Below are 18,809 nucleotides of genomic sequence, written 5' to 3' on the forward strand. Positions count from 1 at the left end.
CAGGCAACGCCAATCATTGCCGCCGAGCCGAGCTAAGGCGACATTGATCGTTTCCCGCGGCCCCGACGGATAGGTGGCAACGCGCGACCGCGTTCAATGATCTGATCGGCGAGGCACGAGAGGTTGAGCGGCATGTAGGAGCGCGCCGGCAGGCCCGAGCGGGCATAGAGACCGAGCGCCTCGAAAGGCGATAACGCCCGGGGAGGACCGAACTCGACCATGCGTCCGGCCGCGTAGCGAATATTTAGGTCCACGAACACCCCTTCGAGGATCATGGGGCGCCTCCTCGGCGCAGAGATGCGCGCAGCCGGGTAGGCTCGCTTCGATCGATCGAAATACGCTCGACGGAAGATCGGGCGAAGCTCGCTCCGACACCCACGGATTCCCGCGACGACGGGATCGGGAAGGGTTCCGTAGACCCGCAAGAGGAGCGTCATCGCGAGCTCCATCAATTCCTCGAAGTCGTAGGTGATGTGACGGTGGCCTTCGGACTGACCCTTTCCCTTTTCGAACGGGATGCCGAGCTTGCGAAGAGACTTGATGTAATAGTTGAATGTTGTGGCGCTAACGCCTTGGCGCAGACCGAGTTCGCTCATGAGTTGGATCACCTGGCCGTGCGTGAGGGCAAGGTTCGGAACCGCCTGTTCATGGGGGGTGACGATCGGGTCGCGTTCCGTCATGGCGACATCTCGGATGAGAGATGGAGAACGACTTCAGGCTTGTCTCATCGGCAATGCCGTCGTGCCGTAGCGCCGAGCGGGCCAGGAGACGATGTGGCCACCCGGGATGAGATCGTCGAGCAGGGCGATTGCCGCCTCCGCGACCTTCGGCTCGTCGAAGAACTCGATGACGAGCGGTAGGTCGACGCTCAGCCTGAGGATGTCGTCGGCCCGGACCTCGCCGCTGGCGCCGAAGCCGGCGATGCCGCGGAAGACGGTGACGCCCTGTACCGCGTGACGCTCCTGGAGCAGCGTCAGGATCTCCTGCATCAGCGTCTTGCGTTTTCCGTGATTGGTCTCGCTGAGATAGATGCGGACCATCAGGATATCGTTGGTCATAGGTCTTCCCTCCCGTCAGAGATTTCTCGCGATGTAGGCTCCTGCGAAGGCCGCGACGAAGCCGAGCACGACCGAGATGACCACGTAGATGACGGCCTTGAGGATCTCGCCTCCTTCGGCGAGCAGCAGCGTCTCCATCTCGAACGTCGAAAAGGTCGAGTAGCCGCCGATGAACCCGGTGAGGATCCCGGTCCTGAGCGTCGGCGAGATCGTCAGCCGTTCCAGCGTCTCGATGAACAGAAATCCCATGGCAAAGCAGGCCATCACGTTGATGCTGAGCGTGGCATAGGGGAAGTCGCGTCCGTAGACGGCCTGCACCAGGTTCGTCTGGGCGAACCGGGCCCAGCATCCGAGCACTCCGAAAAATGCGATTGCGAGATAGGTCCACATCGATCCGGCTCATCTCCTTGCTTCGATCAGAACAGCGTCAGGCTCAGGACGAGCACCAGCAGCAGGCCGATCAGGCCGAGGTAGAAATTCAGTTGCCCCGATTGCAGCGGCCGCAACCTCGCGGACACGACCCGAACCAGCCTGACCGCCGGCTGGAACAGCAGCGGCCCGAAGATCGGCGCCACGTCATGTTCGAAGCTCAGCTTCCTGACGAAATATCCGCCGGCATCGGCATCGCGCTCGGTATCGGCCGTGGGGCGATAGACGAAGCTGTAGAAGGTCCGCATCGCATTCGAGAAAGTGAGCGTCGTCGTCGAGGCGCGGGACGGGTCGGGCGTGAGGCCGCCATACCAGACCGGCGTCCGTCGGATGGCCCGTCTCTTAGTCCCCAGGATCAGGATGATGGGCAAGAGGGCGAGCAACGGCATGACGATGATCAGCAGGCTCGGCGAGATGAACGCGAACTTCGCGGTGAGGGGGACCAGCAATGCGCCGTCGTGCATCTGCGTCGCTGCCGCGGATCCGAACCGCGAGGCCGTAGCTCCGTCGAGCGAGCCGAGCCAAAGCGGCATGCCGACCGCCAGTGCCAGGACGGCTAGCCCCAGCACGCCAGCGGAAACGGAATACCTTCGCTCGATCGGAGCCGGGCGTGCCGCATCACGTGACAGGACACCGAGCCCAACGAGCTTGACGAAGGTCGCGAAAGCCACGGCTGCGGTGAGTGCGAGGCCCGCCCCTGTCAGCGCGAGCACGAGGCGGCCGCCGAGATTGGGCAGGTGGAAGCCCTGGAAGACCGTCTGGAACACGAACCATTCGCTGACGAAGCCCGCCGTGGGCGGCATCGCGGCGAGGCTCATCGCCGCGAGCAGCGCGCCGATGCCGAAAAGCCAGTGGCTGCCGGCTCCCCCATAGGCGATGTGATAGGTTCCATTGGCCTTGTATAAACCGTCGGCCGCCAGAAACAGTGCGCCCTTGGCGAGAGCGTGGCCGGCCAGGTGCAGTAGCGCCACCGTCCAGGCCAAACCGGCAAGATCGCCGAGGCCGTAGTGGTGGAACAGCATGGAGGCGCCCAGGGCGACCACCGCGATCGAGGCGTTCTCCGCTGAGGAGAAGCTGAGCAGGCAGCGCCAGTCGTCCTGCTGGAAGGCATAGAAGATCGTCAGGATGGCGCTGAACGTGCCGATGATGACGGTGACGGTCGCAAGCACGGGAAAGTCTTCGGACCCCGTTCCGGGAAGCCAATCCGTCAAGGCGCGCGCCAGGGCGAAGAAAGCGGCGTTCAGCACCACGCCGGACATGATCGCGCCGGAAGCGCCGCTGCCCGAGCCATAGGCTCCCGGGAACCATTCGTAGAACGGCAACAGGCCCAGTTTCGCGCCGAAGCCGACAAGAAGCAGGATGCCGATCCCGATCATCATCGATTGCGGCACCGCGGTGGCGCCGGTGCCGAATGTCGAAAACAGCAAGCTCGAGCTCTGCCAACCCAGCAGCGCGATCGCAAGAACGAGAGCGACCGCGCCGAGTTCAAGCAGCGCCAGCATGAACAGAATGGTGCGCCCGCGACCGCGTCCGAGGTTATCCGACAGGATCATGACGGCGCCGCCGAGGCTCATGGCTTCCCAGGCGATGAGGAGCGCCGCGCCATTCCGGAGTCCGAAGACGCCCAGCGCGCCGAGAAGGCTCAGTCCCGCACCGAAAAGCCAACCGCGTCGGCCGTCCGGAACGGGTGAGGCGAGGGCGCAAGCGAAGCCAGCGGGCACGAGGCCGAATCCCATCAGCCACAGCCCCTGGGGCTCGATCCGAAAGGGCACCGCCTCGGCCATCAAGCTGCCGGGGAGCGTCACGGCGGCGCTCGCTTCCGGGAGGCTCGCAATGGCCGCAGCGACACCCGACACGGCGCCGAGCGCCAGGGCGAGGCGGCCGATCGCCGTCGCGCCCGCGATACCCAGAACGGCTCCGGCCGCCCAGAGAACCGCAGTGATGAGGAGAAGCTGGCTAGCCATCGATCTGCCCTCCGCTGACGCGCTGCGGCGCGCGGTCGAGGAACATCAGCAGCGCTTCGATGATCGCGGCCGGATTGGGCGGACAGCCGGGAAGATAGACGTCGACCGGCAACACGCCGTCGAGGCCGGTACCGCAGGCATAGTTCCCGCCAGAGAGCCCGCCCGAGACCGCGCAGGTGCCCACCGCCATGACCCATCGGGGTTCCGCCATGGCTTCGTAGGCCGCCATGAGCGGCTCGTACATGGCGCTGGTGACGGGACCCGTGACCAGTAGGAGATCGGCGAAGCGCGGCGAGGCCGTGAAGAAGATCCCGAGCCGGTGCAGATTGTAGAAGGGGTTGTTCAGCGCCTGCAATTCGGACTCGCAGCCGTTGCAGGAACCGGCATCGACATGGCGGATATGGAGGCTGCGCTTGAACGCCTGGCGCCCGCCGTGAGGCTGCGGCCGTTCCCGGGCACCTCGACCGGACCAGATGAGATCATCGCGTTCCCTGACCCCGAAGGCCCAGTCGCCCGACGGCTCCATCGCGCCGCTCGGGCAGACTTCGGTGCAGAGTTGGCAGGTAATGCAGCGCCCGTAATCGATCGCGAGACCGTTGTCGCGGGCTTCGATCGCATGGGTCGGACAGATGGCGGCGCATTCCTGGCAACCGTCGAGGCAGGCTTCGGGATTGTAGCGCGGCATGCCGAGGATACCGTCCTGGCCGTCGTTCCCGCCCTCTCCCGGCCAAGGCGTCGTGGCCTTCCCGCTCATCAGACCGAAGAGTGTCCAAAGTGCCATGGCGCGCTCCTACCGGTCACAACCGGCCATCGTGAGCCCGAAGCTCGCTTCGTTGATCGCGTAGTCCATCATGTTGCTGTCGTGCACGGTGAAGGGGAAAGCCCGCCAGTTCGAGAAGGACGGCGACTTGATCTTGACCCGGGCGAGCCGCCCGTCCGGGCCGATGTGGATGGCGTAGAACAGGGATCCGCGCGGGCCCTCAGTCCAGCCGAGCCCTGCCGTTTCGGGAGCGGGGCGGCAGTCGGTCCGGACCGGGCCGGGTTCGAGCAGCAGCAGGATGCGCTGGCAAAGCGCGAAGGATGTCTCGATCTCCGCCATCCTGACGCGCTGACGCGCATACGCGTCGCCGTCATCGAGGACCGGCACCGTCAGGGGCAGGCCGTCATACCCGGCGTAGGCGTGGTCCCGCCGCAGGTCGCGATCGAGACCGGATGCGCGCTCGATCGGTCCGGTCGCGCCCTGGTCGAAGGCGATGCGCCTGGATAGCTGTCCTGTCGTGATCAAACGGTCGAGATGGCTTTCCGAAGCCTCCAGCCTATCGGCATAGGCGACATAGTCCTGGCGAAGCTTCTCCAGGGCATCACCCAGCCATTGTCTTGGATCGAGATCGCGGCGCAGTCCGCCGGGGGTGAGCAAGCCGCGCAGGAAGCGGCTGCCGGTGAACTGGGCATTGAGCTGCTTGGCGGTTTCCTCAAGCAGCTTGCCTTGCGCCTCGCCGACCTTGAGCGTCGTCGTGTGGCAGAGATGGCCCAGATAGTGGAGATGGTTGTAGAGCCGCTCCAACTCGGCCAGCAGCACGCGCAACGCTCTGGCGCGCGGCGGGATTTCGCAATGGGCGGCACGCTCGACGGCCTCGCAATAGGCCAATGCATGTCCGACCGACCCGACGGCCGAGACCCGTTCGGCGATGACCACGCCCACCCGCGGCTCCTCGCCCTCGAAGCACATCTCCATGCCGCGATGCTTGAAGAACAGGCGCGGGTGGTAGTGGATGATGTGCTCGCCGACATAGAGGAAGGTGAACTCCGCCGATTCCAGCACATCGGCCCGGATCGGGCCGAAGGGGAGGTATTGCACGTCGGCGGCGTCGACATCGGGGAGATGCGGCTGTCCGTTGCGTGGGCCGACGCCGTCGATGCCGGGATGGCCGAGGTCGTGACCGTTGAGATGGGTGCCGTCGCCCGGGCGCAGTACCAGCGGATAGGGCTCGGGGTGATCGGTAAAGGTCAGTCCGTAGAGGTCCATCATCTCCCGCTCGTACCAGCCGATCAGCGGCAGCACGGGCGCGAGGCTGGGTAACTCGCGATGACCGGTGACGATCCAGGTCTCGAATTCGTACTGGCTCGGGATTGCGCAGACATATCGAACCTGCGGGTCACCGGCGGGCCTCAGGGCATAGGCGAATTGCAGGCGGCCGCCGCTCGCCGTCAGCGCCTCGGCGCTCGGACGAAGATCGGACGGGGATAGCTCCTTGACGCGCGTTCCGATCATGGCGCGCCTCCCGTCAGTCTCGTCGCATCGAGGGCGTGGGCGATATTCTGGAAGTGGTCCCACAGCGCCTGCGGCCACCACAGCCCCATGACGAGGAGCGGCACCAGCGCGAGCCACATCGGAAGCAGGCACCAGAAGCTGACTGGCGCGATCGTCTTGCCCTCGGCCTCACCCTCTTCGAAATACATCGCCCTGAAATGGTTGAGGAAACCGACGAAGATGATGACGAGCAACACCGCCATCAGTCCGACCAGGGCATAGTTTGCCTTGCTGAGCCCGGCGCGGATGATGGCGAGCTCGCTGAGGAAGAGCGCGAAGGGCGGGGCTCCGGTGATCGCGACAGCGCCGGCGAGCCACAGCGCCCCCAGCGTCGGAAGCTGCCGCATTACATGCCGTATGTTGGGAATCCGTTTGGTCTCATAGGCGCGCATGACGGCGCCGGCGCCGAAGAACATCAGCGACTTGTTCAAGGAGTGATTGAGCATGTGGTAGAGCGCGCCGGCAATGCCCAGCGGCCCGCCAAAGCCGAAGCCCAGCGCGATCACGCCCATATGCTCGACGCTGGAATAGGCCATCAGCCGCTTCAGGCCTTTCTGGCGCACGATGAACATGCTCGCGACGAAGAGCGAGAAGGCGCCGAGCGCCAAGAGCGTGCCGCGTGCCAGCGTGGCGATCCCGGCGGCGTCGGCCACCGTCAGGTAGCGCACGATCCCGACCATGGCCGTGTTGAGGAGGGCGCCGGAGAGCAGCGCGGAGACGGGGGCGGGGCCTTCGCTATGGGCGTCGGGCAGCCAGGTATGCATCGGCGCGAGGCCGACCTTGGTGCCGTAGCCGATCAGCACAAGAAGAAAGGAGAGCGAGACGAGCGAGGGGTTGAGGCGCGGCGCGACCTCCTGTAACGCCCTCCAGGTCATGTCGTAGGTCGGGCCGAGCACAAAGGTGCCGCTCCAGTAGAACAGCACGGTGCCGAGCAGGGCGAGGCTGATGCCGGCTGAGACCACGATGATGTATTTCCAGGCCGCCTCGATGCTGGTCGCCTCGCGCTCGAAGGCCACAAGGAAGGTGCTGATCAGCGTGGTCAGCTCGATCGCGATCCAGTAGAGCCCGGCATTGTTCATCATGGGGCCGACGAGGGTGCTCAGCCCGAAGCCGGCGAACAGGGCGTAGAAGCGGTGAAGCCGCCCTTCCTCGCCGAGCAGGCGCATGTAGCCGACGGCATAGAGCGAGGCGAGGAAGTACACGATCGCGGCGCAGAGGATCGTCCAGGTGCCGAAGCCGTCGATGATGACGTAATCGCCCCAGAAGGTCAGATCGGTCGCCGGCCTGGCCGCGAGGATGCCCAGGATCGCCAGCAGGGAGAGCGCGCTCGCCGCGAGGTTGAGCATCTCCGCCGCGCGCGGCCTGCCGATGAGCAGGATGAGGACGATCGCGGCCGCCGGAGCCAGCACCAGGACGAGCGTCAGGGTTGCGACCGTGCCCATCATCCCACCAGACGCTTGAGCTGGAGCGAGCTCGTGGTGCCGACATGGCTCAGCAGGTACTGCACCAGGACGCCGAAGCAGGCGACGACGATCAGGAGGTCGAACAGGATCACGATCTCGATCAGGAGCGGCATGCCCGGAACGAGGATCTGCGCGCCGAGGAAGACGCCGTTCTCCAGCACCAGCAGACCGAGGATCTGGCTCAGCGCCTCATGTCGAACGGTGAGCATCAGGAAGCCGATGAGCTTCATCGACAGCATCACGGTCAGCGCCAGCACGACGATGGTGCCGGCGAGATCGAGCGCCGCGCCGATCCGATAGGAGACGGCGAGCGCGAAGACGACGGCGAAGGCGCCGATGACGAGGCTTGAGCTGGCCTGGAGGATGACATGCACCTCCCGGTGCACCTCCAGCCGGCGGATAATCCGCAGAATCAGATAGGGCAGCAGCAGCCCGCGGAACGCGGCAGTGAGGATCGCGACGATATAGAGCTCGGCATAGCCGCCGTAATACCCCACGGCTCCCGAGAGGACGGCGATCAGCCAGGATTGCGCGGCGAAGGCGAAGAGATAGTGCCGCAGCCAGCGCGAGCCCAGCATGACGAAGGACAGAAGCAGGCTGCCGATCGCCAGGAGGCTGAACAGGGCGGCGGGGAGGGGGGCGAGATGAGCTGCGAGCATGGCGTCAACCCAACTGCGTGCCGACGATCGCCAGGATCGCGAGCAGGAAGGATGCGGCGAGGGGCTCCTGGTAGCGATAGAAGCGCAGCCGCGACTGCACCGTCTCAACCAACACGACGACGCAGGCCACGGCGAGGAACTTGAGCGCCAGCGCCCCGAGTGAGCCGAGAATGCCGAGCGCGGCGCCCTGCCGGGAGAGACCCCAGGGGAAGAGCAGGACGTTGCAGAAGATGGTGTAGAGGATGAATTGCTTCATCATCGAGGCCCAGCGCAGGATCGCCAGCATGGGGCCGGAATATTCGAGGATGCGCGCCTCCTCGATCATGTAGACCTCGATATGCGTGCTCGAATGGATCGGCAGCCGGTCGGTCTCGACCAGCAACAGCACGAAGAAGGCCGCGACCAGAAAGAGATGCGTCGGCCCCCAATAGATCGAGGGCTCGGCGACGAGCAGGTGGTTGACGACGAAGGGCAGCATCGCCTTCGCCAGCAGCGTGATGCCGACGAAGACGAGGATCAGCGTCGGCTCGGCCAGGATCGCGACCATGACGGCGCGGCTCGAACCGATGCCGCCATAGGCGCTGCGGGTGTCGAGACCCGCCAGCGTGATCATGAAGGAGCCGAGCGTCAGGATGAGGCCGCCGCCGAGGATGTCGCCCATATCCGACAGTGGCAGCGGATAGTCGGTGAGCACCGGGATCAGGATCGGAACGGTCAGCGTCGTGGTGAAGGCGACGATCGGCGCCGCCCAATAGAGCCAGGAGGCGGTCTCCGGCGCGACGATCTGCTTGTGGAACAGCTTCCAGAGGTCGCGATAGGGCTGGAAGATGCCCGGCCCCTGGCTGCGCTGCACCCGCTCCTCGAACTGGAGGATGACGCCTTGCAGTAAAGGCGCCAACAGCAGCGTGGCCAGGACCTGCGCGATCTGGAGGACGACGTCGCGGCCGATCATGACCGGGATCCTGCGGAGAGACCCCGAACCTTCAAACGACTGTGTGGAAAAAATTTCCGCGGGTCCAAGGCACATCACTCCGTCTGCCAAAATTGGCTCGACAGGAGTCATCAGCCCTGGGGGCGGTTAAACGGCGAACTCCATCGCCGTTTATAAAGCTGATCCTCGCCCCGCCCGTTGTCAAGGGTAGAGAGCAGCTCGGCTAATAGCGCATCTTTTCTGGAATGACGGCCCTCACCCCGCCTAAAGGCTCCTCGATGTCTCCTTCACGCCGCGGGATGAGGTGAATGTGGCAGTGGAAGATACTTTGGCCGGAAACTTTGCCGATGTTCGCGCCGATGTTGAATCCTTGGACCGAAGCGTCAGCTTCCACAATATTGGTTCGCATGCGACGAAGGAGCTTGTTCGCTGCCGACAACTCCGCATCCGTCAAATCGAAATATGTCGGCGCATGGCGGTAGGGGAGAACGAGGGTGTGCAGCGGTGTGACGGGCGTGGTGTCGCGCACGGCAAAGGTGAGTTCGTTCCGCATGATGACATGCGGGCTGTCCCGCAGAGCGCAAAAGATGCAGGTATCCACGGTTCACCTCTTCGCCGAAACCTTCGTCTTCGCTCCCCGTTTTCGAAGCTTTGTTCCTATGGGGGCCGAGAATCCAGCGTTTCAAAGATACCTTGTTTAGGGAGGTCGAATGAATATCCGTCAGTTGCTTCTCGATGTCGACAAAGCGGTCGCACGGCCCTCTCTCCTGGAAATTGCCGAAGCAATCGACGCATGCCAGGGCGTGGAAGCCGTCAATATTACGGTTCAGGAGATCGATATCGAAACCGTCGGCATGAATGTGACGATCGAAGGCTCGAACCTCGACTATGATGAGATCGCTAAGGCGATCGAACGGACAGGTGCGGTTGTGCATAGCCTCGACGAGATCGCGATCGGCGATCGCATTATCCCTCGCGTTCAGCGTGTCCGATGAAGCTCGTCGATTTTGTCCGTCATCCGCGAAATCGACTCGACGTGGTGGCCGGCCTCATCGATGGGATCTTGAACGCCCTGGCACTCGCCGCGGGGCGGTTGGTGCATACGGGTGGGGAGGGAGCAACCCTCAATCTAGCTCTGCGTGTCAGCGTGGCGGCAGCGGTCACGACGATCTTCGTGTTCTTCGTCGCTCACTATGCGGAGCTTCGTCTCGAGCTCGTGCGCCACGAGCGCGAATTGAATTTCACGGAGCACGGCCGCCTGGCCGCCACCAATCTCGGGCGCCGGGTGTTCATGGAGTCGGCTTCAAAGGCGGTGCTCGCTTCGGTGTTTAGCCTAGTAGGCGCTCTCTTCCCGCTGATCCTCTGTACGTGGCTGCCGTCGCCGCGCTGGCTCGGGTTGGCGATCACCAACGTGGCGCTGGGGTTGCTCGGGGCCCTGCTGGCGAAGACATTCTTCGGATCTCCCTTAAGGTGGGGATTCGGGCTCTTTGTCGGTGGACTGGTCCTCGCATTCGTTGGAATGCAGCTCGATCTGGTCGGCTGAGCTAACCGGACCGCCGGGCACAGATGAACACGCCGGGCGGTCCGCATATATCAGTTGGGTCAGCTCGCCTTGGCCACCACGTTGAGTGGCTGACCGGGTGCGATCGTCGTCTCCACGAGATGGGCGTCCGCCTTCGAGATGCTCCAGTGCTCGAGGTGCTTGAAGATGATCACCTTGTCCTTGAGCAGGTCGCCATGGCGGCGACAGAACATCTCGAGTTCCGTGCGCTGCCCGATAAGCTCGACGCACATCGTCAGCTCGGGGTTGGTTATCTCGGCACCCTCGGCTTCCAGCCTTCCGTGATTGCTGTAGCCGTAGGTTGTATGATGGGCGACAGCATTCATGATCCCGTCTGCCTTGGCCGTCTCGACGAGAGCCCGGTATAGAGGCTTGGCGCCCCACAAACCTTTTGCGCCCTGTCGCGGCAGTTTGTCGCGAGGCTTCAGATAGATGCGCACCATGCCGACATCGGCCGGGCTGACGATATGCGGGAACGACATAAGGCTGTCCTTGTTGGTGGGGGAGATCGGCCGCAGGGCCGGCTTGCGACCGCGCAGGACGCGGTCGAAGTTCAGGATCGGCGCGGATTGCGCCGCGAGGTCGCGGGATTCGCGGAGCGAGATTTCGGTCGGCACGAAGCCGATGCCGCTCTTGGGCACGCCCAGGCGCTGCGACAGGTAGATGCTCGAATGCCCGCTGAAGACGTACGAGGTGAAGCAGGCGGCAGCGATGTAGACGGTGTTTTCGGCGCCGAAGAGTTCGATGCCCATCAAGGTGCAAGCCAACGGCGTGTTCGACGCACCGGCGAAGAGCGCGACGAAGCCGAGTCCGGCGAAAAGGTCGATCGGCGCGCCGAGCGCTTGTCCGGCGGCATGCCCGAGACCGGCCCCGATGAAGAAGAGCGGGGTGACTTCTCCGCCCTTGAAGCCGCAGCTCAGCGTGAGCACCGTGAAGAGCAACTTCCAGGCCCAGCTCCAGCTATCGGCGCGTGCCGGGTCGAAGAAGCCGAGCAGCGTGATGTCATTCGGATTCGGAGACCAGACGCCGAGACCGAGGTACTCGCGCGTGCCGATGGCGTGGACGAGGCCGATGACGAGAAGGCCGCCGATGACGGGCCGAAGCGGTCCGATCTTCACGAAGCGCTTGAACAGAGCCTGCGACCAGTGTGACGCCTCGGAGAAGAATTGCCCCACGATCCCGCAGGCGATGCCGACCAGCACGACCTTCGCGAAGAGCAGAATATCGAGGTGGAATCCGATCTGCCCCCGGGCGAAGTCGATCACGTAGTGACTGTGCGCGATGCCCCAGAGCTGGCAGACCCAATCGCCGATCACCGCGGCGATCAGGCAGGGGATCAGGGCCTCGTACTGGATGCGGCCGACCGTCAGCACCTCCAGGGCGAAGACGGCGCCGGCGATGGGAGTTCCGAAGACGGCGCCGAACCCTGCGGCGATGCCGGACATGAGCAGAAGCCGAACTTCGCGTTGATCGAGCCGCAGCAGGCGGCCGAAGGCACTGGCGAGGCTGCCGCCGAGTTGCACAGCCGTCCCCTCACGTCCGGCTGAGCCGCCGAACAGATGGGTGATGACGGTCGAGACCAGGATGAGCGGAGCCATCCGCAGCGGCACCCCGGCGCCCGGCTCATGGATTTGCTCGACGATGAGGTTATTACCGCCCTCGGCCGATTTGCCGAAGGAGCGGTAGACTAGCGCGATGGCTAGGCCCGCCAGCGGGAGGCCATAGAGCAGGTTCGGATGGTCGAAGCGCGCCTGAGTCGCCTTGTCCAGCGCCCAGAGGAAGAGGGCGCAGAGCGAACCGACGCTCGCGGCCATCGGCACGACGATGGCTGTCCATTTAAGCAGAGCGAGCGCCTGCAGGCAGCGCTGGATCAGGGCGGGCGGCGACATTAACAGACTCCGAAACGCAGTCGGAGCCTCACGCCGCAGGCGATCACTGAAGATGCCCGTCAGCCATGACTCCCCGTCCTGCAAAATTGCAGTCGAGTAGGAGTCATCAGCCTTCCGAGGCGGTTCGAGCCGAAGAACAGCTCAGGCAGAATCCATTGCCGGGCTCGCTCATAGAGCGTGGGCAGGCAGATGGAAAATGCTGCATTGCACACAGCGTTATGCGATTGGCGCATGGGAGGGGCCGCGTTCTTGGTCCGAACTTCAGGCGGGGTTCAGTTACGCGTGCGCCCCGAAGCAGCGCAGATCTCCCGTGCGAGGTGCGCAATCACCAGATCCGGATCCTGGATGACACCGCGAAGCCTATCCCTGAGTTTCGACGTGATGCCGAGATCTATCAGGACCGACAGGGCCGCGCGCCTTTTCCGCAGGTGGGATTCACTTTCCCTGCCCGGAGGGATGGGGCTCTCAAGCGCTACTGCCACGAGACCAGAGCGAGCCACTGCTCCGTAGCGGCGCAGGCTAGCTTGCGCGGTCAGACGAAGTTCATCTTCTGCGAGGGCTTCGATAAACAGGGGCAGGGCGTCACGGCGGAGAAAGGAGCCGAGTCCGACCAGCACCCCCTGCAACGGGCGGTGCCGCGCGAATTCGATGAGAAGATCGGATACCCAAGCTTCATGCAGCTGCGCAATGGCCCGACCGGCGGCGCTTGCCACGACGTCGTCGCCAAGTCTTTCGACAGGATCGTCCGCCCTGCACAGCGACCGCAGGAAACTCGCAAGAACGTCGAATGCTCGCAGTGCCGCCAATGCTTCAACGGCTCGGATGCGGGGTTGAAAAAGACCGCATGATTCGCGTGCGAATAATAGCTTCGCAAGGTCAGGCACAATGACCGGGCCGATCCCGATGGCTTCGAGAACGCCGCGATCTCCGTCGTGCAGAGATCTGAGGCGTTCCAAGGCACTGGCGATGCGTCGTCGCGTTGCCACGGATTGTTCGACGGGTGCCGCTGCCAGTCCTCCGTGTTCCCCGGGTGATCGAAGTTTCTCAAGCCGAGGGGGCTCGCGGGGCGATCTTTGGCCAGCTCGCTTCAATGAAGCCGCCTTCACGGGCCGAAGAAGCGCGTGTCTATCTGCTCTTGGCTACTCACGCCAAGCCTCAACAGCGCGTCGCGGTGGATGTCGATCTGGAGGATGCAGAGAACAGTCAACAGGGCGAGGGCAATGTAGATCAGAAGCGGGTCTGCCGACGTATCGGCGGCCGAGTGTTGATTTCGGTTTCGGTCAGATGGATTCATGGCAATTCTCCTGCATCTCAGAGCGTCCGCTCGCGCAGGTTATGCCGTTGGAGTCGCCTTCTGGACGTGCTCCTACGAGCGCAACCTGTGCGCTTGTAGGAGTCATCAGCCGGTCAAGGCGGTTTGGGGGGACTCCATCCCTCTTCAGCAGCCTAAGTTGCGTGGACGGGCCGGTCAATGCCCACACCATCAAGCGATCGCTGAAGGTTGGGTTGCTGGATACTGCTCTCGATTGTTATGGGGGGAGGTGGGTGGTTTGGCGCCCGACGGCGAGAAATACGGGGATGGCAGCAAGCTGAGCAATGACGCAGAAGGCGATGGTTGCTGATAAGGAAACATCATAAAGCGCACCAATCGCGACGCTGCCCAGGAACCAGAAGACCCCGTAGCCAGCCGTGAAGATGCCGAATGCCGAGGCCCGGTGTTGCGCTGGCACCATCGGTGCGACTGCGGCTGGAATGATGGATTCATGGACTCCCATTCCCATGCCCCAGATCGCGGAGCCGGCCAGCGCTGTCCAGAAACCGCCCAGGAAGACGAGAGGCGCGAACGCTGCTGCCGCAAAGGTCAGCGCGACGAGCACGGGAAAGCCGAAGCGATCATAGAGGCGGCCGAACACCAGGGAACTCGTGCCGCTGACTGCCATTGCCACGGCATAAAAGACGGCGACCCACTCACCGGGGACGCTGTGTGTCTTGCCGAAATGGTAGGCGACCAGCGGGTAATCCGCGAAACCTGCTGCAACGAGCGCCGCTCCGGCGAGATATAGCCAAAAAACCTTCGGCAAGCGCTCGCCGCTCATCTCGGGCTGCTTTGCCTCGAGATCCTGCGGCCGAGGGTAGAGTAACCGTGCCGTTGCGACAAATGCGAGATTGATCAGGGCGGGAACGGCGAGGACCGCGAAGGCTTCATGGAAACTTCCTTGCCGTGCGAGGACAAAGGCAACCAGCAGAGGGCCGAACATGGCTCCAAACTGGTCGAGTGCTTCGTGAATGCCGAAGGCGATCCCATAGCCGCCGACCTGTTTTGCCGCGTGCGAAAGCATGACGTCGCGTGGCGGGTTGCGGATCGCTTTCCCGACACGTTCCAGAATTATGAGGACGGCAGCCTGCTGCCATGTCTGCGTCCGTGCGAGTGCCGGTACGGCCGCCATTTGCACCACGTAGCCGAGGATGGTGATGGGCCAGAAACGACCGGTCGCATCGGCCCATCGACCCGATACGAGCCTGAGACCGTAACCCAGCAATTCGCCGAAACCCGTCACGATCCCGACGATGGTTGCACTTGCGCCGAGGGCAAGGAGATAGGGCCCGAGAATGCTTCGCGAGCCTTCATAGGTGAAGTCCGCAAAGAAGCTGAGGATGCCGACCAGCAACACAAAGCGCAGCGCCATCCTGCGCCCGCGTGCATCGAAGCTGGGCGTCCCCGCGGCATCAAGCGTCGGCGCTGCCTCATCCCGGACTTGCATCATGGTAGCTGCCCTATTCGGGGACGACCGTAAAACCCGGCGATCTCGTCTGCCATCGGCACCTTCATCGCCTCCGTAGCCGGGGCGCGCGAACGACCCTATGGACCGAGAAGTCGCGCGTCCGCGGGTTCGGTGCTTATGGTCACGCCGACGCCTTGCACCCTCTCACGATGAATCTCGGCTTGGAGAATGCCGGACACGGCCAACAAGCTGATGGCGATGTAGAGGAGAAGCGGGTGCACCGATGTCTCGCCGATCGAGCTTCGGTTGCGATCAGTCTGGCCCATGGAACAGCTCCTGCATTCCGGCGACTTCTCGCGCTTGCAGGTCACGCCGTTAGGTCTCGGCCATGCTCCTACGAGCGCAGTTCATGCGCTTGTAGGAGTCATCAGCCGGTTAGGGCGGTTATCGGGGGACTCCATCCCCATACGGTAAGCGACGCTACAACTTCCCCGTGCTAGCCGATAGTCCTCACCCGACGTTAGTCAAATCGGAAATCGCGAACCCGCAGCGGATATCCGGAGCCTATGGCTTGATGTGTCGCTGTCATCAGGCCTCGGCGGTGTGCTCGTTGCGCGCTGCCGCCCATACTTCACGGGCGGCATCGGCGTTCATCGCGGCGATGCCGAGTCCGACGATGATGTCAGGCCAGGCCGAGGACCAAAGATTGGCCGTCACCAGACCCGCTGCGACGATCGCAATGTTCGCGATGGCGTCGTTGCGCGCGGAGAGGAAGGCCGCCTTGGTCAGGCTGCCACTGTGCGCCCGGAAGCGCGTCAGCATCAGGGCACAAGTCAGGTTGACCGCGAGGGCCCCGAGGCCAGTCAGCGTCAGGGCGACAGGTTCGGGCGGGACAAGCGTGTTGATCTTTGTCCAGACCGCCCAGAGGGTGGCGATGCTAGGAACCAGAAGAATTCCTGCGAGCGCCATGCCGAGTCGGGCGCGGTTGCGCACGCTCCAGCCCAAGCCGTGCAGGATCAGGAGGTTGACCGAAGCATCCTCGAGGAAATCGACGCTGTCGGCGAACAGCGAAACCGAACCAATGGCGAGCGCCACCGCGAATTCGACGCCGAAATACCCAAGGTTAAGCGCAGCGACGAGCCCAACGATGCGGCGCAGCCCGGTCGGCTGGTCCGAAGTGAAGGAGGTTTCGGTCATGGCGTCATCTCGAAGCTGGCAAGGACGGGGTAGTGATCGGAGGCGATATCGGTCGCTGGCGTCCGAATGACTTCGTAGTGTTCGGCGTGTCGGGCCAGCGCCCGCGACGCCAGGACGAAATCGCAGCGCATACGCGCGAACTCGGTTCCAGAGAATCCAGCAGCCGGGACGGTTGGCGCGGCGTGCGCACCGAGCTGGTGGCCGATATCGACCCATCCCGCTGCTTCGAGCCCGGCGAGGACGCTCCGATCGGCGGTGGCGAGATCGTCGCCCAGATAGCGGGCTCGGTGATGGGGCGGGAGGTTGGAAAACCCGCCCGGTTCAGAATCCCGGGGGGAAACAGAGTTGAAATCTCCGGTCAGAAGCGCGAGGCGATCGGGATCGGCCTGGACCGCGAGATAGGCCGCCTCGCGCCGGCGAATGGCCGCACCATTCGGGCACAGGTGGGCGCTAAAGAGGGTGAGAGGCTGCAGCGAGCGCGGTAGTGCGATCGTCAGTATCGCAAGGGCGTGATGGAAGTTGCTGCTATCGCTCTCGAATGCGATCGGCTGCAGGGGATCTCGGATGAAGATCGCAGTGTTCTGCCCGGTCCGCGGCGCGAGCGCGAGAAAGCCGCGCATGCCGATCTTGGCCTCAAAGGCATGTAGGAGCACTGCCCCGGACGCTTCGAACCCTTTGGCCTCCTGCATGAGGAAGATGTCGGGCCTGCGTTCGTTGATGAGAGCGATCTGCGTCACCATCCGGCGGTCGTCCGCACCGTCGCGACCCGCGAAGAGGGTATTGTAGCTGAGGATGGTGAGTTTCATTGCGCCATTCGCTTCATCGAGACGGTGGACGCCGGCACTTCGACTGCGTCGCGCTGCTGGAGCCGGAGGCCAATCGTCCAACAAAAGACAGCCCATGCGGACCCGACGCACCATCCGGCAAGGACGTCGCTCGGATAGTGGACGGCAAGATAAATGCGACTGATCCCAACCGCGACGGTCAGAATGACCGCGAGCGCCATGAAATAGGCCCTGATGTGCCGATCGGCGGTCGCCCGCGTTAGCAAGGCGCCAAGCGTCAGGAAAGTGATCGCCGATAAAGTTGCGTGGCCGCTCGGGAAGCTTGCGGTGAAGACACGGGCGGTGTGGGGGATGTCGGGGCGCGGGCGGTCGAAACCCAGCTTCAGCGCCATGCTGACTGCGACCCCGCCGAGCACCGCCGCAACCATCAGCAGGGCCAAGCCTCGCTTTCCGATCAGAAGCAGGTAGCCGGTCGTTGCGGCGAACAGGAAGGCCAGAAACGCGAAGCTCCCAAGTGCAGTGACGTCACGGCCAGTCTCCTGGAGCCAGGCCGGACCGATGGGATCATTGCCAGCGGTCCTGAATGCCATGAGTATCGCGGTGTCGAACCGGGCGAGATCGCCCTCCATCATCTCGCTCGCGAGAAACACGAAACAGAGCATCAGAATGGTGACGAGGACGGCGCTCCGAGCGAGCGGAGGCACCGGGGGCAACGGCCCGGCCGCCAGCGTTTCACGGGCGATTCCGCGATTCTCGGGGCTCATCGCTTTCCTGCTCCCTGGATGACGCTCGACATCAGGACGCCGACGCAGCCGATGACCAGGATGAATCCGGTTCCGATTGAGGAAGCGTGGAACACGGACGAGATGATTGCCGCGGTGATGACGACGCCGAGGATCGACAAGGCGAGGAACTCGTCATCGACGAACATCCCGTAGATTTCGCGGAAGATCAGACGAAGAACGCGCATCAGGCCAACTCCTGCCGAGGGCGACGGATAGCAGAGGCGAGGCCTAGGCCGAGCGCCAGGAAGCCGAGGGCGAGGACGAGGATGGCGCCATCACGTCCCGGCCAATCGACGCCGAGGCCCTCACCGGTCCAGAAGACACCGAAGGCCGACAGCATGACGCCGACGCCGAACTTCAGGGTGTTCTCCGGAACACGGGCCAGCGGCTTGTGGACCATGAACCCGATCACAAGGACGAGCACACCGGCTGCGAGCGCGCCAAGGCTGGCGGGCCAAAGCAGACCTCGTCCCGCGCCGACGGCGATTACGATGAAGACGACTTCGACGCCTTCGAGCACAACGGCCTTGAAGGCGGCAAGGCCAGCGATCCAGTCGAGATGGCGCTCCTCATCCTTGGCGGCCTTGTTCAACTCGGCCGTTTCCTTGGCAAAGGCGAGAGCCTCGTCGTGTAGGGGGATGATGCCGGCCGAACGCAAGATGGCCTTGCGCAACCAGCGCAAACCAAAGAGCAACAGCAATACGCCGATGACGAGTTGCAGTCCGTGGAGGGGCACCCGGTCGAGCATGGGCCCAAGCACCACCACCAGAATGGCCAGGAGACCGAGGCCCGCTGCGGTCCCGATCAGGGCGGGGCGCCATCCCCTCACGGTTCCAACCGCGAGCACGATGGTGAAGGCTTCGACTACTTCAACCAGGGAGGCCAGGAAGGCGGCAGATACCGCCGGAGCGGCAGTGGCCCATGTCATCATGCCCGTGTCCTTTCGCGCGAACTCGATGCAGCTTTCCGTACGCGGCGGCGGGCTGGTCAGATCGCAAACTGAGTGTCACACTGGATCGACAAGCGCGCAGTCATATCCGCGTTCTATATGTAA

Annotated in this window: 22 protein-coding genes and 4 riboswitches; of the genes, 3 read left to right on the forward strand and 19 right to left on the reverse strand. The window is 63.8% G+C overall.

The window, feature by feature from the left end; translation table 11 throughout:
• Positions 1–32 precede the first annotated feature (32 nt).
• From CE453_RS12905 to CE453_RS12950, 10 genes are all read right to left on the reverse strand, one after another.
• On the reverse strand, positions 33–680 hold the full coding sequence (locus tag CE453_RS12905; protein ID WP_089174956.1) for a hypothetical protein: 648 nt from the start codon (positions 678–680) through the stop codon (positions 33–35).
• Positions 681–713: 33 nt separating this feature from the next.
• The gene (locus tag CE453_RS12910; RefSeq protein ID WP_089174957.1) at positions 714–1,058 is read right to left on the reverse strand and encodes a DUF190 domain-containing protein; all 345 of its coding nucleotides are present in this window, start codon (positions 1,056–1,058) and stop codon (positions 714–716) included.
• A gap of 15 nt (positions 1,059–1,073) precedes the next feature.
• On the reverse strand, positions 1,074–1,448 hold the full coding sequence (gene crcB / locus CE453_RS12915) for a fluoride efflux transporter CrcB (RefSeq protein WP_089174958.1): 375 nt from the start codon (positions 1,446–1,448) through the stop codon (positions 1,074–1,076).
• 26 nt (positions 1,449–1,474) lie between these two features.
• Positions 1,475–3,451: a proton-conducting transporter transmembrane domain-containing protein gene (locus tag CE453_RS12920; protein ID WP_089174959.1), complete on the reverse strand. Its 1,977-nt coding sequence runs from the start codon at positions 3,449–3,451 to the stop codon at positions 1,475–1,477.
• A complete protein-coding gene (gene nuoB, locus CE453_RS12925) occupies positions 3,444–4,232 on the reverse strand; it encodes an NADH-quinone oxidoreductase subunit NuoB (protein WP_089174960.1) in 789 nt (262 codons plus the stop codon). Before nuoB ends, CE453_RS12920 begins: the two co-directional genes overlap by 8 nt.
• 9 nt (positions 4,233–4,241) lie before the next feature.
• Positions 4,242–5,723, reverse strand: a complete 1,482-nt coding sequence (locus CE453_RS12930; protein ID WP_089174961.1) for a hydrogenase large subunit — start codon at positions 5,721–5,723, stop codon at positions 4,242–4,244.
• The gene (locus CE453_RS12935) at positions 5,720–7,207 is read right to left on the reverse strand and encodes a proton-conducting transporter transmembrane domain-containing protein (RefSeq protein ID WP_198302332.1); all 1,488 of its coding nucleotides are present in this window, start codon (positions 7,205–7,207) and stop codon (positions 5,720–5,722) included. Before CE453_RS12935 ends, CE453_RS12930 begins: the two co-directional genes overlap by 4 nt.
• Positions 7,204–7,884 carry a hydrogenase gene (locus CE453_RS12940; RefSeq protein ID WP_089174963.1) on the reverse strand — a complete coding sequence of 227 codons (681 nt, stop codon included), beginning with the start codon at positions 7,882–7,884 and terminating at the stop codon, positions 7,204–7,206. Before CE453_RS12940 ends, CE453_RS12935 begins: the two co-directional genes overlap by 4 nt.
• Before the next feature lie 4 nt (positions 7,885–7,888).
• A complete protein-coding gene (locus CE453_RS12945) occupies positions 7,889–8,836 on the reverse strand; it encodes a respiratory chain complex I subunit 1 family protein (protein ID WP_089174964.1) in 948 nt (315 codons plus the stop codon).
• Between the two features lie 94 nt (positions 8,837–8,930).
• Positions 8,931–8,993: riboswitch (Fluoride riboswitch) on the reverse strand.
• A 45-nt stretch (positions 8,994–9,038) separates the two neighbouring features.
• Positions 9,039–9,416 (reverse strand): HIT family protein, encoded by a 378-nt coding sequence (locus tag CE453_RS12950; RefSeq protein WP_089174965.1) that lies wholly within the window; start codon positions 9,414–9,416, stop codon positions 9,039–9,041.
• A gap of 109 nt (positions 9,417–9,525) precedes the next feature.
• Here CE453_RS12950 and CE453_RS12955 point away from each other — a divergent pair, with 109 nt between their 5' ends.
• Together CE453_RS12955 and CE453_RS12960 are read left to right on the forward strand one after the other, a co-directional pair.
• A complete protein-coding gene (locus CE453_RS12955) occupies positions 9,526–9,810 on the forward strand; it encodes a DUF211 domain-containing protein (RefSeq protein WP_089174966.1) in 285 nt (94 codons plus the stop codon).
• Entirely contained in the window at positions 9,807–10,358 is a 552-nt protein-coding gene (locus CE453_RS12960) for a hypothetical protein (RefSeq protein WP_089174967.1), read from the forward strand. The genes CE453_RS12955 and CE453_RS12960 overlap by 4 nt, the downstream gene beginning before the upstream one ends.
• A 59-nt stretch (positions 10,359–10,417) precedes the next feature.
• Here the strand turns inward: CE453_RS12960 and CE453_RS12965 are convergent, their stop codons facing one another.
• Positions 10,418–12,265 carry a DUF190 domain-containing protein gene (locus CE453_RS12965; RefSeq protein ID WP_089174968.1) on the reverse strand — a complete coding sequence of 616 codons (1,848 nt, stop codon included), beginning with the start codon at positions 12,263–12,265 and terminating at the stop codon, positions 10,418–10,420.
• Between the two features lie 90 nt (positions 12,266–12,355).
• Positions 12,356–12,434: riboswitch (Fluoride riboswitch) on the reverse strand.
• A gap of 355 nt (positions 12,435–12,789) precedes the next feature.
• Between CE453_RS12965 and CE453_RS28610 the strand changes: the two genes are divergently transcribed.
• Entirely contained in the window at positions 12,790–13,113 is a 324-nt protein-coding gene (locus CE453_RS28610; protein ID WP_157733028.1) for a hypothetical protein, read from the forward strand.
• Between the two features lie 254 nt (positions 13,114–13,367).
• Here CE453_RS28610 and CE453_RS12975 read toward each other — a convergent pair whose 3' ends face one another.
• The 8 genes from CE453_RS12975 to CE453_RS13010 form a co-directional block, all read right to left on the reverse strand.
• Positions 13,368–13,559, reverse strand: a complete 192-nt coding sequence (locus tag CE453_RS12975; protein WP_089174970.1) for a hypothetical protein — start codon at positions 13,557–13,559, stop codon at positions 13,368–13,370.
• A gap of 89 nt (positions 13,560–13,648) precedes the next feature.
• Positions 13,649–13,710, reverse strand: a riboswitch (Fluoride riboswitch).
• A gap of 84 nt (positions 13,711–13,794) precedes the next feature.
• Positions 13,795–15,030 (reverse strand): MFS transporter, encoded by a 1,236-nt coding sequence (locus CE453_RS12980; protein ID WP_198302333.1) that lies wholly within the window; start codon positions 15,028–15,030, stop codon positions 13,795–13,797.
• 95 nt (positions 15,031–15,125) lie between these two features.
• On the reverse strand, positions 15,126–15,314 hold the full coding sequence (locus CE453_RS12985; protein WP_089174971.1) for a hypothetical protein: 189 nt from the start codon (positions 15,312–15,314) through the stop codon (positions 15,126–15,128).
• 85 nt (positions 15,315–15,399) lie between these two features.
• A riboswitch (Fluoride riboswitch) is annotated at positions 15,400–15,462 on the reverse strand.
• Between the two features lie 114 nt (positions 15,463–15,576).
• Positions 15,577–16,185: a cation efflux transmembrane domain-containing protein gene (locus tag CE453_RS12990; RefSeq protein ID WP_089174972.1), complete on the reverse strand. Its 609-nt coding sequence runs from the start codon at positions 16,183–16,185 to the stop codon at positions 15,577–15,579.
• Positions 16,182–16,991, reverse strand: coding sequence for an endonuclease/exonuclease/phosphatase family protein (locus CE453_RS12995; protein WP_089174973.1), 810 nt, complete (start codon positions 16,989–16,991; stop codon positions 16,182–16,184). Before CE453_RS12995 ends, CE453_RS12990 begins: the two co-directional genes overlap by 4 nt.
• Positions 16,988–17,734: a phosphatase PAP2 family protein gene (locus tag CE453_RS13000; protein ID WP_089174974.1), complete on the reverse strand. Its 747-nt coding sequence runs from the start codon at positions 17,732–17,734 to the stop codon at positions 16,988–16,990. The genes CE453_RS12995 and CE453_RS13000 overlap by 4 nt, the downstream gene beginning before the upstream one ends.
• The gene (locus tag CE453_RS13005) at positions 17,731–17,940 is read right to left on the reverse strand and encodes a hypothetical protein (RefSeq protein WP_089174975.1); all 210 of its coding nucleotides are present in this window, start codon (positions 17,938–17,940) and stop codon (positions 17,731–17,733) included. Before CE453_RS13005 ends, CE453_RS13000 begins: the two co-directional genes overlap by 4 nt.
• On the reverse strand, positions 17,940–18,686 hold the full coding sequence (locus CE453_RS13010) for a COG4280 domain-containing protein (protein WP_089174976.1): 747 nt from the start codon (positions 18,684–18,686) through the stop codon (positions 17,940–17,942). The genes CE453_RS13005 and CE453_RS13010 overlap by 1 nt, the downstream gene beginning before the upstream one ends.
• Positions 18,687–18,809: the final 123 nt, after the last annotated feature.

The sequence above is a fragment of the Bosea sp. AS-1 genome, from assembly GCF_002220095.1.
In the GTDB taxonomy this organism is placed as follows: domain Bacteria; phylum Pseudomonadota; class Alphaproteobacteria; order Rhizobiales; family Beijerinckiaceae; genus Allobosea.

Bases quoted from the DNA above. Each gene is read 5' to 3' on its own strand.
- CE453_RS12965 (WP_089174968.1), bottom strand. From the start codon at position 12,265: ATGTCGCCGCCCGCCCTGATCCAGCGCTGCCTGCAGGCGCTCGCTCTG.
- CE453_RS12995 (WP_089174973.1), bottom strand. From the start codon at position 16,991: ATGAAACTCACCATCCTCAGCTACAATACCCTCTTCGCGGGTCGCGAC.
- CE453_RS12985 (WP_089174971.1), bottom strand. From the start codon at position 15,314: ATGGGCCAGACTGATCGCAACCGAAGCTCGATCGGCGAGACATCGGTG.
- CE453_RS13005 (WP_089174975.1), bottom strand. From the start codon at position 17,940: ATGCGCGTTCTTCGTCTGATCTTCCGCGAAATCTACGGGATGTTCGTC.
- CE453_RS12910 (WP_089174957.1), bottom strand. From the start codon at position 1,058: ATGACCAACGATATCCTGATGGTCCGCATCTATCTCAGCGAGACCAAT.
- crcB (WP_089174958.1), bottom strand. From the start codon at position 1,448: ATGTGGACCTATCTCGCAATCGCATTTTTCGGAGTGCTCGGATGCTGG.
- CE453_RS12975 (WP_089174970.1), bottom strand. From the start codon at position 13,559: ATGAATCCATCTGACCGAAACCGAAATCAACACTCGGCCGCCGATACG.
- CE453_RS12940 (WP_089174963.1), bottom strand. From the start codon at position 7,884: ATGCTCGCAGCTCATCTCGCCCCCCTCCCCGCCGCCCTGTTCAGCCTC.
- CE453_RS12945 (WP_089174964.1), bottom strand. From the start codon at position 8,836: ATGATCGGCCGCGACGTCGTCCTCCAGATCGCGCAGGTCCTGGCCACG.
- CE453_RS12920 (WP_089174959.1), bottom strand. From the start codon at position 3,451: ATGGCTAGCCAGCTTCTCCTCATCACTGCGGTTCTCTGGGCGGCCGGA.
- CE453_RS13010 (WP_089174976.1), bottom strand. From the start codon at position 18,686: ATGATGACATGGGCCACTGCCGCTCCGGCGGTATCTGCCGCCTTCCTG.
- CE453_RS12905 (WP_089174956.1), bottom strand. From the start codon at position 680: ATGACGGAACGCGACCCGATCGTCACCCCCCATGAACAGGCGGTTCCG.
- CE453_RS12935 (WP_198302332.1), bottom strand. From the start codon at position 7,207: ATGATGGGCACGGTCGCAACCCTGACGCTCGTCCTGGTGCTGGCTCCG.
- CE453_RS12930 (WP_089174961.1), bottom strand. From the start codon at position 5,723: ATGATCGGAACGCGCGTCAAGGAGCTATCCCCGTCCGATCTTCGTCCG.
- CE453_RS12980 (WP_198302333.1), bottom strand. From the start codon at position 15,030: ATGATGCAAGTCCGGGATGAGGCAGCGCCGACGCTTGATGCCGCGGGG.
- CE453_RS12955 (WP_089174966.1), top strand. From the start codon at position 9,526: ATGAATATCCGTCAGTTGCTTCTCGATGTCGACAAAGCGGTCGCACGG.
- nuoB (WP_089174960.1), bottom strand. From the start codon at position 4,232: ATGGCACTTTGGACACTCTTCGGTCTGATGAGCGGGAAGGCCACGACG.
- CE453_RS12960 (WP_089174967.1), top strand. From the start codon at position 9,807: ATGAAGCTCGTCGATTTTGTCCGTCATCCGCGAAATCGACTCGACGTG.
- CE453_RS12990 (WP_089174972.1), bottom strand. From the start codon at position 16,185: ATGACCGAAACCTCCTTCACTTCGGACCAGCCGACCGGGCTGCGCCGC.
- CE453_RS13000 (WP_089174974.1), bottom strand. From the start codon at position 17,734: ATGAGCCCCGAGAATCGCGGAATCGCCCGTGAAACGCTGGCGGCCGGG.